This window comes from Achromobacter sp. RT286_PF (assembly GCF_059760425.1).
On record NZ_JCBAMR010000003.1, the window covers coordinates 267,080 to 281,099 of the forward strand.

Consider the following 14,020-nt stretch of genomic DNA (forward strand, 5'->3'; position numbering starts at 1 on the left):
CGCTTCCCGTCACATCGCCAGGTTCGTCATCCCCAGGAATTGCCGCAGTTCGGGGGTGGCGGGCGATGCGAACAACTCCTCGGGCGGCCCGATCTCATGCACGCGGCCCTGGTGCATGAAGACGACGCGGTCGCAGACCTCGCGCGCAAAGCGCATCTCGTGCGTGACCATCAGCAGCGTCATGCCGTCGGCCGCCAGTTCGCGCACCACCGCCAGCACTTCATTGACCAGCTCCGGGTCCAGCGCCGATGTGATTTCGTCGCACAGCAGCGCCAGCGGCTGCATCGCCAACGCGCGCGCAATCGCCACGCGCTGTTGCTGACCGCCGGACAGTTCCTCGGGCCACGCATCGAACTTGTGCGCCAGCCCCACGCGCGTCAGCATGGCGCGCGCCATGTCGGCCGCGTCCGGTTCCGGCATGCGCTTGGCCACCATGGGCGACAACATCACGTTGCGCCCCACCGTCAGGTGCGGAAACAGGTTGAACTGCTGGAAGATCATGCCCACCTTGAGCCGCAGCGCGCGCAGCCGCAGCTCGTCGTCGCCCAACTGCGCGTCGGCCACCATGATGGCGCCGCCGTCAATCTGCTCCAACCCGTTCACGCAGCGCAGCAGCGTGCTCTTGCCCGAGCCGCTCTTGCCGATGATGGCGATGACCTCGCCGGGTTCAACGCGCAGCGTCACCCCCTTCAGGACTTCGTTGTCGCCGAATTTCTTGCGGACGTCTTCAAGGGCGATGAGGGGCATGCAACTTCCTTTCCAGCCGGAGGCTAAGGCGCGACAGGGGCCAGCACAGCGCGAAGTAGATCAGCGCGGCGCAGGCATAGACGGTGAAGGGACTGAACGTGGCGTTGGTGATCACCGTGCTGGCCTTGGACAGCTCGGTGAACCCGATGATGGAGGTCAGCGCCGTGCTCTTGACGATCTGCACGGCGAAGCCGACGGTGGGCGCAATGGCGATGCGCAGCGCCTGCGGCAGCACCACGTAGCGCATCTGCTGCACGTAGCCCAGCGCCAGGCTGGCGGACGCTTCCCACTGGCCTTTTGGAATGGCTTCCACGCAGCCACGCCAGATCTCGGCCAGGAACGCGCCGGACCACAGCGTCAGCGCCGCGCCGGCCGCCAGCCAGGGCGGCACTTCCAGCCCCAGCAGCGACAGCCCGAAGAACGCCAGGAACAGCTGCATCAACAGCGGCGTGCCCTGGAACAGTTCGATATACGCCCAGCTGGCGCGGCGCATCAGCGCCACGCGCGACGTGCGCATCATCAGCGCCAGCATGCCCATCAGCGCGCCGCCCACGAACGCCACCAGCGACAGCACCACCGTCCAGCGCGCGGCCAGCAGCAGGTTGCGGACGATGTCCCACATTGAAAATTCAATCATCGCGCCGCCTTGCGAAACAGTCGCCAGCCCGCCAGGCGCAGCAACTGGCGCAGGACAATGGCCAGCATCAGGTAGATGCCGGTGGTGACCAGGTACACCTCGAACGCGCGGAAATTGCGCGACTGGATGAAGTTCGCGGCAAAGGTCAGGTCTTCGGCCGCAATCTGCGAGCACACCGCCGAGCCCAGCATCACAATCACGATCTGCGACGACAGGGCCGGCCAGATGCGTTTCAAGGCGGGCTTCAGCACCACGTGCCGGAACACCTGAAAGCGCGTCATCGCCAGGCTGGCGCCCGCCTCGTACTGCCCTTTGGGCGTGGCGTCGATGCCGGCGCGGATGATCTCGGCGCTGTAGGCGCCCAGGTTCAGCGCCATCGCCAGGCACGCCGCCTGCATCTCGCCCAGCTGCACGCCCAGCGATGGCAGGCCGAAGAACACGAAGAACAGCTGGATCAGGAACGGCGTGTTGCGTATCACCTCGACATAGGCGGCCACGGGCGCGCGCAGCCCGCGCGGCCCCTGCGTGCGGACCCAGGCGCAGGCGATGCCCAGCGCCACGCCCGCCACCGCGCCGAAGGCGATCAGTTCCACCGTCACGCCGATGCCTTTCAACAGCACCGGCGTGTAGTCGAATACCGACGCGAAGTCGTATTGGTAAGCCATGATGGCCGCCGTCGGAACTTACAGGTCCTTGGGCAGCTCGGCCCCCAGCCACTTCTGCGAAATCGCCGACAACGAGCCGTCACGCTTGGCGGCGGCCAGAATGTCGTTGACCTTGGCGCGCAGCTTGGGCTCGTCCTTGTTCATGCCGATGTAGCACGGCGAATTCTTGATCAGGAATTTCGTCTCGGGCTTTTTGGCCGGGTTGCGCGCCAGGATGGCGGCGGCCACCACGTTGCCCGTGGCAATCATCGGCACCTGGCCCGACAGGAAGGCGGTGATGGTGCCGTTGTTGTCTTCATAGCGCTTCAGGGTGGCCGAGGCCGGGGCGATCTTCGACAGCTCGATGTCTTCGACCGCGCCACGCGTGACGCCGATGGTCTTGCCGGCCAGGTCCGCCGCCGACGACACCTTCAAATCCGCCGGGCCGAACACGCCATTGAAGAACGGCGCGTAGGCGTCGGAAAAATCGATGGCTTTTTCGCGTTCCGCATTCTTGCCCAGGCTGGAGATCACCAGGTCCACCTTGCGGGTCTGCAAGTAAGGCACGCGATTGGCGCTGGTGACCGGCACCAGTTCTAGCTTCACGCCCAATTGCTTGGCGATCAGCGCGGCCGTATCGATGTCATAGCCCAGCGGCTTCATGTCGGCGCCCACCGAGCCGAACGGCGGGAAGTCCTGCGGCACGGCGATCTTGATGGTGCCGGCTTTGACGATGTCATCCAACGTGTCGGCGTGCGTCAGCGGCGCGGCCAGCAGGCTGGCGGCGGTGCAAAGGGACAACAACAGGGTTCTACGGTTCATGAGGAACTCTCCAGGGCGCGCATCGCCCGGGACGGGTCGACGCGTTGCACACCGATTCGGTATACAAAGCTGGAAAAGCAAGTTCCGTGCCATTACGCATGGCTCGCGGTGGCGCTGCGGATGCGTTGCTCGGCCGCCGCGCGCCGCCCCGTTTTGGTGCGGCGGGTGCGCCGGCGGCGAGCGCGTTTCGCACCGCTTTGGCTCGCCCGGCAAGCGCGGCATGGGCGGCATGGGCGGCATGCGCGGGTTTCAGGCCTCCAGATGGGGCCGCATCAGCGATTCAAACCAATCCTGGAACACGGTCAGGCGCCGCGTGCGCTGGCGTCGATGCGGGTAGATCAGCGACACCGGCATCGGCGCTGCGCGAAACGCCGGCATCACTTCCACCAGCTCGCCGGCATCCAGCAGATGCTGCACGTCAAAGCGCGGTATCTGGATCAGGCCCATCCCCGCCAGGCAGCAGGCGATGTAGTTTTCGGCGTTGTCCACGATCACGCGGCTGCGCGGTTGCGCGATGTGCCCGTCGTCGGCATGAAATTCCCAAGGCAGCTCGCGGCGCGTCTTCGGGGAGGCATAGCCCACCGTCCAGTGCCCTTCTGACAGGTCGGCGGGTTTGCGCGGCTCGCCGTGTTCGCGCAGGTAGCCGGGGCTGGCGCAGTTGATCAGGGCGATTCGACCCAGCGGCCGCACCACCAGGCTGCTATCGGCCAGCGCGCCGATTCGTACGGCGCAATCCACGCCTTCCTGCACCAGGTCGATGGCGCGGTCGGTCGAAGTCAACGCCAACACCAGGCGGGGATGGCGGCGCAGCAGGCTGGGCAGCGCGGGCGCGATCAGGCGGCGCGCCACCCGGCTGGGCACGTCGATGCTTAATCTGCCCGAGGCCTGCAACTGGCTGGCATGGAACAACTGGTCGATGTCTTCCACGTCCGCCAGCAGCGGCTGCACGCGCGCCAGCAATTGCTCGCCGTCGGCCGTCAGCCGCACCTGCCGCGTCGTGCGGTGCAGCAGGCGGACGCCAAGTTGCGCCTCCAGTTGCTGGATGGCCGCGGACACCGACGCGCGAGGTGCGTTCAGCGCGTTGGCGGCCTTGATGAAGCTGCCCATCTCGGCGACTTGGGCGAATACGCGGTACTGGTCGAATCGGTCCATGCCCGACAGATTAGCGGCTACTTACTTGGTGGTGTAGCCGCCGTTGATCAAAATGGTCTGGCCCGTGATCCACCAGCCGTCGCTGACCAGGTGGCGAATGAAGGGCACGACGTCTTCAATGTCGGTCAAGCCCGTCTTGCTGAACGGCGACAGCGCGGCCGCCGTCTTGTGATATGCCACCGCGTCCTCGCCTTCGGCCGGGTAGAAGAACGGCGTGTCCATGGGGCCGGGGCCCACCGCCGTGACCGAGATCCCGCGCGCGCCGAACTCCTTGGACGCGGCGCGGGTGTAATGCTCGACCGGCGCCTTGGTGCCGGCGTACGCGGCATAGAACGGCGTGAACGCGCCCAGCAGCGACGTCACCAGCGTGCAGACCTTGCCGTTGTCGTTGACGTGCCGGCCCGCTTCGCGCAGGAAGAAAAAGGCCGTCTTGGAATTGACCGCCGTCATCTCGTCGTACTCGGCCTCGCTGATTTCGGTGAACGGTTTTTTCAGCACCTTGCCAACGGTGTTGATCGCAATATCCGGTTTGCCCACGGCGGCCACCGCATCGGCAAACAGCTTCTCGACAGCGCCCGCGGTTGTCAGGTCGGCTTGCAAGGCCACGGCTTTGGCGCCGGCCGCTTCGACGGCGGCTACCGTCGCGTCCGCCGCTGCCTTGGACGCCGCGCTGTTGTAGTGGATCGCGATGGCGCGGGCGCCGTGCGCGGCCAGATCGCGCGCAATCAAGCCGCCCAGGTTCTTTGCGCCGCCGGCGATCAGCACGACTTTGCCCTTGATGGAATGGTCTGCCATGGAAAACCCCTTCATGAATCGATGGAGTTTCGAGCTTAGGCAAGCGCAACCCACCGATAAACCGGCTGCGGCAAGATGCACTATCCAGAAAAACCACCCAAAGCGGCGGCATTGGGCAAGGTGGCGTCCATAAAAAAGCCGTCCCGTGCAAAACAGGGACGGCTTTCGCGGAAGGAGGAACGCTTAGTCCACCTGCGCGCCGGACTGCTTGACCGCGCGGCCCCACTTGTCCACTTCGCTGGCAATGAACTTGCCCGTGGCCTCGGGGCTGAGCGGCATCGGTTCGGCGCCCCGGTCACGCAGGAACTTCTGCATCTCCGGCGTATTCAGCGCCACGCCGATCTGACGGCTCAGGTAGTTGGTGACGTCGGCCGGCGTATCGCGCGGGGCCAGCACGGCGGCCCAGCCGATGGCCTCGAAACCCGGATAACCCGATTCGGCCACCGTCGGCACGTCCGGCAACTGCGGCAGGCGCTTGGCGGTGGTCACGGCCAGCGCCACGGCTTTTTTGTTCTGCACGTGCGGCAGGCCCGCGGTCACGGAATCCACCATCAGCGGCACCTGGTGCCCCAGGAAATCCGCCTGCGCCGGGCCACTGCCCTTGTACGGAATGTGGCGGATATCGATGTTGGCCGCCGCCTTGAACATCTCGGCCGACAGATGCTGCGTGCCGCCGATGCCGGCGCTGGCGTAAGCCAGTTCGCCCGGATTGGCGCGCGCCTGCGTCACCAGCTGCGTCAGGGACGTGATGCCCGAGGCCGGCGTGGCCAGGAACATCAGCGGCACCGAGAACACGCCCGACACCGGCGCGAAATCCTTGGTCAGGCTGTAGTTGATGGTCTTGTACAGCGTCTGGTTGACGGCGGCGGCGCTACCCGCGATGACCAGCGTGTAGCCATCGGCCGGGGCGCGCATGGCTTGTTCCATGCCGATATTGCTGCCCGCGCCGGCGCGGTTTTCCACCACGATGGGCTGCTTGACGGCGGCGCCCAGCTTTTCAGCCAGCGCGCGGGCAAAGATGTCGGTGGCCTGCCCGGGCGGGAACGGCACGATCAGGCGGATGGCGCGTTCGGGATATTCGGCGTGCACCGGCGCGCCGGCCGCCGCCAGCGCCAAGCCGGCGGCAAGACTGGAAAGAATACGTTTCATGATTGGTCAGTAAAAAGCGACAAGGGCTGCGCGCGAGGGGCGCGCCACTTCTCATAAAATAGAGCGCCCGAACGGCGGCCCTTGTGAGGCGGCCCGGGGCGATTCGGCGGGGGGTGCGTCACGATAGCATCCCTCTGTCGGTGCTACATTTGCCTTTTCGCGCTTTGCCCGCGAAGTTTTTCCTTCACCGCTGTCCTTACCCCGCAGGAACCGCCATGGAATTCAGCCAGTTCAACGTCAACACCCTCATGGACATCACTTCCCGCCCGGACCTCGTGTTCGTCAGCGGCAAGGGCTCCTGGCTGGAGGATCATGCGGGCAAGCGATACCTGGACTTCGTGCAGGGCTGGGCGGTGAACACGCTGGGCCATTCGGCGCCGGAAATGCAGCGCGCGCTGGTCGAACAGTCGCAAAAGCTGATGAACCCGTCGCCGGCGTTCTACAACATTCCCTCGATCGAGCTGGCCCAACGCCTGACCGGCGCGTCCTGCTTTGACCGCGTCTTCTTCGCCAACAGCGGCGGCGAAGCCAACGAAGGCGCCATCAAGCTGGCGCGCAAGTGGGGCCAGGTCAAGAAGAACGGCGCCTACAAGATCATCACGATGAACCACGGCTTCCACGGCCGCACGCTGGCCACGATGTCCGCATCGGGCAAGCCGGGCTGGGACAAGATGTTCGCCCCGCAAGTCGAAGGCTTCCCCAAGGCGGAATTGAACGACCTGGAATCCGTGAAGAAGCTGATCGACGACAAGACCGTCGCCATCATGCTGGAGCCGGTGCAAGGCGAAGGCGGCGTCATCCCCGCCACCAAGGAGTTCATGCAGGGCCTGCGCAAGCTGGCCGACGAGAACCAGCTGCTGCTGATCGTGGACGAAGTCCAGACCGGCATGGGCCGCACCGGCAAAATGTTCGCCTACCAGCATTCCGACGTCACGCCGGACATCATGACGCTGGCCAAGGGCATCGGCGGCGGCGTGCCGCTGGCCGCGCTGCTGGCCCGCCAGGACGCCTGCGTGTTCTCGCACGGCGACCAGGGCGGTACGTATAACGGCAACCCGCTGACCACCGCCGTGGGCGTGGCCGTGTTCGACGCCCTGGCCGCCCCGGGCTTCATGGACGCCGTCAACGCGCGCGCCAAGCAACTGTCCGAAGGCCTGCTGGCCCTGTCGGCCAAGTACGGCATGAAGGGCGAACGCGGCCAAGGCCTGCTGCGCGCCCTGATCATGGACCGCGACGACGGCCCCGCCATCGTCGAAGCCGCCCGCAACCAGAACCCGCAAGGCCTGCTGCTGAACGCCCCGCGCCCCAACCTGCTGCGCTTCATGCCCGCGCTGAACGTCACGGCCGAAGAAATCGACCTGATGCTGACGCAACTGGACGCGCTGATCGCGCAGGTGCGCAAGGCCTGATTGATTCAGGCTGGAAAGAGTGAGCAAGGGCCGCGGATTTGCGGCCCTTTTTTCTTGCGCGGACAGGCGTGGGGGGGGCGCGGGGACGGGGATCGTACCCTCCATCATTAGCCTATAGTGCAGCAAGCCCGCAAAGTCTGTTGCACTATAGGCTAATAAAATCTGCCGTTTTGCTGCACCATAGGCTAATATTTTACTAACTTATGACCGCGTATAAGGTAGAAAATGTCCCCCGAACTCAACCAACTTCGCTTGGAACAATTGCAGGCGGCGCTCTCTGCTTACGCAAACCTGCTGGGGCGAAAACCGCCTGCTAGCGGCTGGTTGAAGCTGATCCGGGAGTCACTTGGCTTGACTCAGCGGCAGCAAGCCGAACGTTTGGGAATTTCGGCACCCACGCTTCATAAATCAGAACAAGCGGAAGCGGACGAACGCATCACGCTCAGGCAACTGCGCAAGCTGGCGGACGGACTTGATTGCGAACTCGTTTATGCCTTGGTGCCTCGCAAGCCGCTCACGGATAGGGTTCAAGAGCGCGCCCGCGCTGTCGCGCTGGAAGAGGTCGGAGGCGTTGCGCACACCATGGGCCTCGAAGACCAGCGCCCAACAGAGGACCGACTTCGTAAACAAGTAGAGCGCAGAATCGATGAACTGCTACGGGGCCGATGGTCCGAGCTATGGCGCTAGATCTTGACTATCAAGACGGCCAGACACCACTGGACCCCGATGAACGGGCGGGCCTCATCCCCGAACACCTGAGCACCAAGGGCGACTTGAATGATTGGGAGCAGGAAAACCTGTTGCGTGCGGTGCGCTGGTTGAAAAGGGTTCGCTCGCCAGATGTTCTAAGCGAAGGATTCTGCCGAACGCTCCATTCCAAAATGTTTGACCAGACGTGGAGCTGGGCAGGGACCTTCCGGCGGTCAGACAAGAATATCGGTTGTGACTGGACGCAGGTCAGCACACGTCTATCGCAACTGCTTGCCAACACCCGTTGGGGAATCGAGCGTGGCGCCTATCCACCTGACGAAATCGCTGCCCGCTTTCACCGCGACCTGGTCTGGATTCACCCATTCCCAAACGGCAACGGGCGGCATTCCCGAATGATGGCTGACGCTCTTCTACGTAGCCTGGGGCAAGCGCAGTTTTCCTGGGGGGGCGCGGGAAATCTTGTGAACGCCTCCAACGCTCGGACTCGCTATCTCAACGCGCTACGCGCCGCGGACCAGGGCGAATATCACTTGCTGCTTGCGTTTGTTCGCAGCTAAAAGCGCCTTGCCCAGCCGGCCTGTCTATCGCGGCACTCCGGACAACCGGTAGCCCCCAACGTCAGTGCGACGACACATAGGTGGCGTCGGCAAACGACGCAGGAATCGCGAAGCTTTCGCGCATGCGTCTCGCCTCGGCCGCCGGCGTCAAGCCGAAAAGCCGCTTGAACTCTCGGCTGAATTGCGATGTGCTTGTGTAGCCTACGGCGTGGCCCGCCGCTTCAGCGGTCAAGTCCTGGCGCACCATTAACAGCCTTGCCTGATGGAGCCGCGTCGATTTCACGTACTGCATCGGGGACACTTGCGTGACCGCCTTGAAATGGCTGTGGAAGCTGGGAACGCTCATGCCCGCCTTCTGCGCAAGCTGCGTCACATCAAGCGGTTCGGCGTACGCGGCATGAATATGCCGTAGCGACATCCCTATCCTGCCAAACTGCCCTCGCATCGCCAGTGCCTCGCGCATCGCCCCGCCTTGTGGCCCGGTCAACACGCGGAAATACAGTTCGCGCAGCAGGCCCGGTCCCAGCACGGCGGCTTCGATTGGCTGGTGCATGGCTTCAAGAAAGCGCAGAACGCAGGTGTGCATCCTGTCGTCCATCCGAGTCGACATCATGCTCTTGGGCACCTCCGCCCCATCGCCCGCGCTTGCGTTGCCGATCTGCGCGGCCAGCTCGGCAGCCACCGTGAAATCAAGGTGCAGATAAAGCGCCAGCAATGGGCGTTCCGGTGTTGCATCGGTTTCCATGCTGAAAGGAACCGGCACCGAGACGGCAAGATAGTGATCCTCGTCGTACTGATACATCTGCCCGCCAAAGTACCCCCGCTTGCGCCCTTGGCACACGATCACAATGCCGGGGTCATACAAAACGGGGGTGCGTGAAAGCGCTCGGTCGGAACGCAGGATGCGCACGCTGGGCAGCGCGGCCAGGTTATAGCCTTCGGCGGGCGCCAAGGCGCGCAGTAGCGCGACCGTGCGCTTGGGCGTATCGGAATGCGTGGCCGAACATTGAGTCGAGGCGGCGTTTAGGCTCATAGCTTTATGCAAGAAATTCAGCGAATTCGGGCTGATAAGTCGTCTATGGCAAGAATAGTATGCAGTCTCCTCTTTGCATTTTGGAGACGCAACATGGCGTTGAACAAGATATTCCTGATCACCGGAGTCAGCAGCGGATTCGGCCGCGCGCTGGCGCAAGAAGCGCTGGCCGCCGGTCACACGGTGGTGGGCACGGTAAGAAGCGCAGACGCGAAGCGCGATTTCGAATCGCTGTCCGATGCGGCCCATGGACGCGTGCTGGACGTCACCCAGTTCGACCGCATTGACGACGTCGTATCGGAAATCGAAACCAGCGTGGGACCTATCGACGTCCTGGTCAACAACGCCGGGTATGGGCACGAGGGCGTGCTGGAAGAATCGCCGCTATCGGAGATGCGCAGGCAGTTCGACGTGAACGTGTTCGGCGCCGTCGCCATGATGAAGGCAGTGCTGCCCTACCTGCGCGCGCGACGACGCGGTCATATCCTGAACATCACGTCGATGGGCGGACACGTCACCATGCCGGGAATCGCCTACTACTGCGGCAGCAAATTCGCGCTGGAAGGCATTTCGGAAAGCCTGGGCAAAGAGGTCAAGCCCTTGGGCATTGCCGTCACCGCCGTCGCGCCCGGCTCTTTCCGAACCGACTGGGCCGGCCGCTCAATGACAAGAACCCCACGTTCCATCCCGGACTACGATGTCATCTTCGACCCGATCCGGCAGGCGCGTGAAGAGAAAAGCGGCAAGCAGCTTGGCGACCCGGTCAAGGCTGCCCGCGCGATGCTTGCCGCGATCGAGGCCGACAATCCTCCGGCGCATCTATTGCTGGGCAGCGATGCGCTGATGCTGGTGCGAGCCAAGCTTGCTGCGTTGGATGACGAGTTTCGAGCGTGGGAGGCGACTACGGTGTCGACGGATGCCTGATACGCTGTAATCAAGACATGCCTTCATAGCAACAACCAGGAGAACCGCCGATGAGCCGACCGGAATTCATCAAGCACTGGACCGAACTTGAAGCGCCCGACGCGCATTCCTACCAGGGCGACACCGAACCCATGGGGCTGGACGCGCCGCCATGGAATAAAAGGGGCGTAACGAAGCGTGCCTTGCGATTGCAGCGGTCTTCTCCGAATAGTGCATCCGATTGCGCCTCCTGAATGCTATTTCGACCAAAGAAGATGCCCTCACCCGCCGATAACGTTATCGCCATCTATCAAGACCACGCAGCAGCGTTTGAAGCGCTGCGCGGGACGGGGCTTGTCGAACTCGGCTGGTTGACGAAGTTTTTGTCTTTGATGCCCGTCCAGAATGCGCAAGTGCTCGACATCGGTTGCGGCAACGGTGTCCCAATCGCGCGTCATTTGATCGAAAACGGGTGCTTGGTGACGGGCATCGATACGTCGTTGCCCTTGTTATCGCGGGCGCAATCCACTTTCCCTGACCATCGATGGATCGCCGCTGATATGCGGCGGTTGCCGTTCACCCAGAGCTTTCACGGCTTGATCGCCTGGCATAGCTTCTTTCATCTGAGCCCCGAGGACCAGCGTCCCATGTTCAGCACTTTTCGTCGTCTGGCGGCGCCCGGGGCGGTGTTGATGTTCACCAGCGGGACGTCGCTGGGAGAAGCCATTGGCCAGTTCGAAACCAAGCCGCTTTATCACGGCAGTTTGGACCCCAATGAGTACCGGCAACTGCTCAACGCCAATGGGTTTTCCGTGAAGCAGCATATGGAAAAGGATCCGGCTTGCGGTGGCGCGACGGTATGGCTGGCGCAACGGGACGCTGCCGAGTCCTGAGCCATAACCATCCCGCGGCGCCATTCGCTACCCCGCCTCTTGCGCCACAATCCCCATTTCCGCCGCATACCCCGCCAGCTGCGCGCCCACGTGCAGCTTCAACGCGTCCACGAACAACTTGATCTTTGCATCCACGAATTGTCGTGATGGGTACAGCGCATACACGTTGCGCTGGTTCGTGTAATAGCCGGGCAGCACCCGCACCAGCGTGCCCCGGCGCAGATCCTCGATTGCCGAGAAGCCGGCAAGCAGGCCGATGCCCGCGCCATCGCGCAGGGCCGTCGCCATGGCGTCCATATCGTTCACGCCGAAATGCGCGCCGGGCGGGCAGTGGGTGAACGTGCCATCCGCGCTTTCCAGATGCCATTCGTCCGGGGCGTAGTCCACGGTGCTGAGCAGCACGCAGTCATGCCGGGCAAGGTCTTCGGGGGTTTGCACGGGCGGATGCTGCTTCAGGTAGGCGGGCGATGCGGCCAGGATGCAGTGGCTGACGCCGATTTTCTGGCTGACGTAGGTGGAGTCGGGCAAGGCGCGCGCGATCACGATCCCGACGTCAAGCTGCTCTTCCAACAGGTTGGGCATGCGCTGCGAAAGCAGCAGGTCAACGGAAACATCGGGGTATTCCTGTCTGTAAGCCATCGCCGCGCGGGTGACCAGAGTGCGACCCAGGCCAGGCACCGCGTGAACGCGCAAGACGCCACGTGGCGAGATCGTTGCATGGCCTGCTTCGGCTTCCGCCCGTTCGACATCGCCCAGGATCGCCACACAGCGGTCATAGAACCGATGCCCCACGTCGGTCACAACCAGGCGGCGGGTGGATCGCTGGATCAGCCGGGCGTTCAGCCCTTCTTCCAGCGTCGTGACCGCGCGTGAAATGTTGCCGACCGTGGTGGAAAGGTGGTTGGCGACGGCAGTGAAGCTGCCCATTTCGACCACCTTCGCAAACACCGACATGTTGTAAAGCTTGTCCATCGTGGGTCCATTGTGGGGGGGGCGACTTTTCCTCTGGCAGAGAAAGTCATTCCTTCGCCGGGGGCTAAATCCGCGCCCGTCTCGCGCCTAGACTTCGTTCCATGGTCAGGTCCTGGCCCGGCAGGAAACGAACAATCTTATCGGAGTTTGCAGCCATGAACGGCAACTATGATCCGCTTTACCTCTTCATCAACGGCGAATGGATAGGCGCTGGCGACCGCGACACCGCCGCCGTCATCAACCCGGCCACGCACCAGGAACTGGGCCGCGTGCCGCTTGCGACGCCCGCCGACCTGGAGCGCGCGCTTGACGTGACGCAGCAGGCGTTCAATGCATGGCGCACCGCGTTTCCCAACGAGCGTGCCCGGGTGCTCAAGCGCGGTGCGGAATTGATGCGCGAGCGGGCCGAGCACATTGCCACGCTGATGACGCTTGAAGAAGGCAAGCCGCTGGTTGAAAGCCGCGATGAAGTGTTGCGCGCGGCCGATTACTTCGACTGGTTTGCCGAAGAAGCCAAACGCATAGACGGCCGCGTCGTGCCCGCCAACCGCCCAGGCGTGCAGCAGCTGGTCAAGCGGCAAGCAATCGGGCCGGTGGCCGCTTTCACGCCCTGGAACTTTCCGGCCATCACGCCGGCACGCAAGCTGGCCGCCGCGCTTGCCGCCGGGTGCAGCGTCATCATCAAGCCGGGCGAAGAAAGCCCCGCCACCGCGCTGGCACTGGCACGTGCCCTGGACGATGCCGGCCTGCCCAAAGGCGTGCTGCAAGTGGTCTTTGGCGTGCCCGACGACGTCTCGCGGCAGTTGATTGCGTCTCCGGTGATCCGCAAGGTGACGTTCACCGGGTCGGTGCCGATTGGCAGGTTGTTGTCGGCACGCGCCGCCGAAGGGGTGAAGCCCATCACGCTGGAGCTGGGCGGGCACGGGCCGGTTCTGGTGTTCAACGATGCCGACGTCGCACGCGCCGCGGTCGAAGGCGCCGCCAACCGGTTTCGTGGCACGGGCCAAGTCTGCATTTCGTCGACACGCTTTCTGGTGCAGCGCGGTGTCTATGACGAATTCCGCGAACATTTCGTCAAGGCCACGCGCGCCCTGAAAGTGGGCAACGGGCTTGATCCTGCCACCCAGGTCGGCCCGCTGGCGAACCCGCGCCAACTTGAGAAGATGCAGGCCTTGATCGCGGATGCGGTGGCGTGCGGGGCCACGGTGCTGACTGGCGGCAAAGCCATCGAAGGGGAAGGCTATTTCTTCGAACCGACAGTGCTGGCCGATGTACCGATGCAAGCCAGGATCATGCACGAAGAGCCCTTTGGCCCCATCGCGGTGCTGATGGCCTTTGATGAGCTTGCGGACGGTTTGCAGGAAGCTAACCGTTTGCCCTACGGCTTGTCCGCCTATGCATTCACCCGCGATGCGCGCACGGCGATCGACGTGGCCGATGGGCTGGAAGCCGGCATGATCGGCATCAACCAATATCGCATCGTCGCGACCGAGCTGCCGTTCGGGGGCATGAAGGAAAGCGGACACGGTTCGGAAGGCGGCGTTGAAGGTATCGAGTACTACCTCACGCACAAGTTCATCAGTCAGGCTTGAACAG

15 protein-coding genes and 1 pseudogene are annotated in these 14,020 nt (G+C 63.7%); 7 read left to right on the plus strand and 9 right to left on the minus strand.

All coding sequences use genetic code 11. The features are described from left to right. Window positions 1-9: 9 nt before the first annotated feature. From AC6LJY_RS04860 to AC6LJY_RS04890, 7 genes are all read right to left on the minus strand, one after another. Window positions 10-747 carry an amino acid ABC transporter ATP-binding protein gene (locus tag AC6LJY_RS04860; RefSeq protein WP_498135401.1) on the minus strand — a complete coding sequence of 246 codons (738 nt, stop codon included), beginning with the start codon at window positions 745-747 and terminating at the stop codon, window positions 10-12. Further along, window positions 728-1,384 (minus strand): amino acid ABC transporter permease, encoded by a 657-nt coding sequence (locus AC6LJY_RS04865; protein ID WP_046803982.1) that lies wholly within the window; start codon window positions 1,382-1,384, stop codon window positions 728-730. The genes AC6LJY_RS04860 and AC6LJY_RS04865 overlap by 20 nt, the downstream gene beginning before the upstream one ends. Beyond that, a complete protein-coding gene (locus AC6LJY_RS04870) occupies window positions 1,381-2,049 on the minus strand; it encodes an amino acid ABC transporter permease (RefSeq protein WP_104144646.1) in 669 nt (222 codons plus the stop codon). The genes AC6LJY_RS04865 and AC6LJY_RS04870 overlap by 4 nt, the downstream gene beginning before the upstream one ends. 18 nt (window positions 2,050-2,067) lie before the next feature. Continuing rightward, on the minus strand, window positions 2,068-2,850 hold the full coding sequence (locus AC6LJY_RS04875; protein ID WP_219991496.1) for a transporter substrate-binding domain-containing protein: 783 nt from the start codon (window positions 2,848-2,850) through the stop codon (window positions 2,068-2,070). Between the two features lie 249 nt (window positions 2,851-3,099). Next, complete coding sequence (locus AC6LJY_RS04880) at window positions 3,100-4,002, minus strand: LysR family transcriptional regulator (protein WP_104144648.1); 903 nt, start codon at window positions 4,000-4,002, stop codon at window positions 3,100-3,102. A gap of 21 nt (window positions 4,003-4,023) precedes the next feature. Further along, window positions 4,024-4,797 carry an SDR family oxidoreductase gene (locus AC6LJY_RS04885; protein WP_046803978.1) on the minus strand — a complete coding sequence of 258 codons (774 nt, stop codon included), beginning with the start codon at window positions 4,795-4,797 and terminating at the stop codon, window positions 4,024-4,026. 183 nt (window positions 4,798-4,980) lie between these two features. Continuing rightward, window positions 4,981-5,946, minus strand: a complete 966-nt coding sequence (locus AC6LJY_RS04890; RefSeq protein WP_314355883.1) for a Bug family tripartite tricarboxylate transporter substrate binding protein — start codon at window positions 5,944-5,946, stop codon at window positions 4,981-4,983. Between the two features lie 215 nt (window positions 5,947-6,161). Between AC6LJY_RS04890 and AC6LJY_RS04895 the strand changes: the two genes are divergently transcribed. From AC6LJY_RS04895 to AC6LJY_RS04905, 3 genes are all read left to right on the plus strand, one after another. Next, on the plus strand, window positions 6,162-7,355 hold the full coding sequence (locus AC6LJY_RS04895) for an acetylornithine transaminase (RefSeq protein WP_104144650.1): 1,194 nt from the start codon (window positions 6,162-6,164) through the stop codon (window positions 7,353-7,355). A gap of 225 nt (window positions 7,356-7,580) precedes the next feature. Then, on the plus strand, window positions 7,581-8,042 hold the full coding sequence (locus AC6LJY_RS04900; RefSeq protein WP_332609175.1) for a mobile mystery protein A: 462 nt from the start codon (window positions 7,581-7,583) through the stop codon (window positions 8,040-8,042). Continuing rightward, a complete protein-coding gene (locus AC6LJY_RS04905) occupies window positions 8,033-8,623 on the plus strand; it encodes a mobile mystery protein B (RefSeq protein ID WP_219991500.1) in 591 nt (196 codons plus the stop codon). The genes AC6LJY_RS04900 and AC6LJY_RS04905 overlap by 10 nt, the downstream gene beginning before the upstream one ends. Window positions 8,624-8,684: 61 nt before the next feature. Here the strand turns inward: AC6LJY_RS04905 and AC6LJY_RS04910 are convergent, their stop codons facing one another. Continuing rightward, window positions 8,685-9,656: an AraC family transcriptional regulator gene (locus tag AC6LJY_RS04910; protein ID WP_498135402.1), complete on the minus strand. Its 972-nt coding sequence runs from the start codon at window positions 9,654-9,656 to the stop codon at window positions 8,685-8,687. A 93-nt stretch (window positions 9,657-9,749) separates the two neighbouring features. On the opposite strand from AC6LJY_RS04910, the gene AC6LJY_RS04915 reads away from it, so the two are divergent. The 3 genes and pseudogenes from AC6LJY_RS04915 (at window position 9,750) to AC6LJY_RS04925 (ending at window position 11,452) form a co-directional block, all read left to right on the plus strand. Further along, entirely contained in the window at window positions 9,750-10,580 is an 831-nt protein-coding gene (locus AC6LJY_RS04915) for an oxidoreductase (protein ID WP_498135403.1), read from the plus strand. Between the two features lie 50 nt (window positions 10,581-10,630). Then, a pseudogene (locus tag AC6LJY_RS04920) lies at window positions 10,631-10,733 on the plus strand (cupin domain-containing protein); the annotation flags it as partial. A gap of 101 nt (window positions 10,734-10,834) precedes the next feature. Continuing rightward, window positions 10,835-11,452, plus strand: a complete 618-nt coding sequence (locus tag AC6LJY_RS04925) for a class I SAM-dependent DNA methyltransferase (protein WP_314355879.1) — start codon at window positions 10,835-10,837, stop codon at window positions 11,450-11,452. Between the two features lie 27 nt (window positions 11,453-11,479). Here AC6LJY_RS04925 and AC6LJY_RS04930 read toward each other — a convergent pair whose 3' ends face one another. Continuing rightward, complete coding sequence (locus AC6LJY_RS04930) at window positions 11,480-12,424, minus strand: LysR family transcriptional regulator (RefSeq protein WP_498135404.1); 945 nt, start codon at window positions 12,422-12,424, stop codon at window positions 11,480-11,482. Between the two features lie 155 nt (window positions 12,425-12,579). Between AC6LJY_RS04930 and AC6LJY_RS04935 the strand changes: the two genes are divergently transcribed. Further along, window positions 12,580-14,016: an NAD-dependent succinate-semialdehyde dehydrogenase gene (locus tag AC6LJY_RS04935; RefSeq protein WP_120153358.1), complete on the plus strand. Its 1,437-nt coding sequence runs from the start codon at window positions 12,580-12,582 to the stop codon at window positions 14,014-14,016. Window positions 14,017-14,020 lie beyond the last annotated feature (4 nt).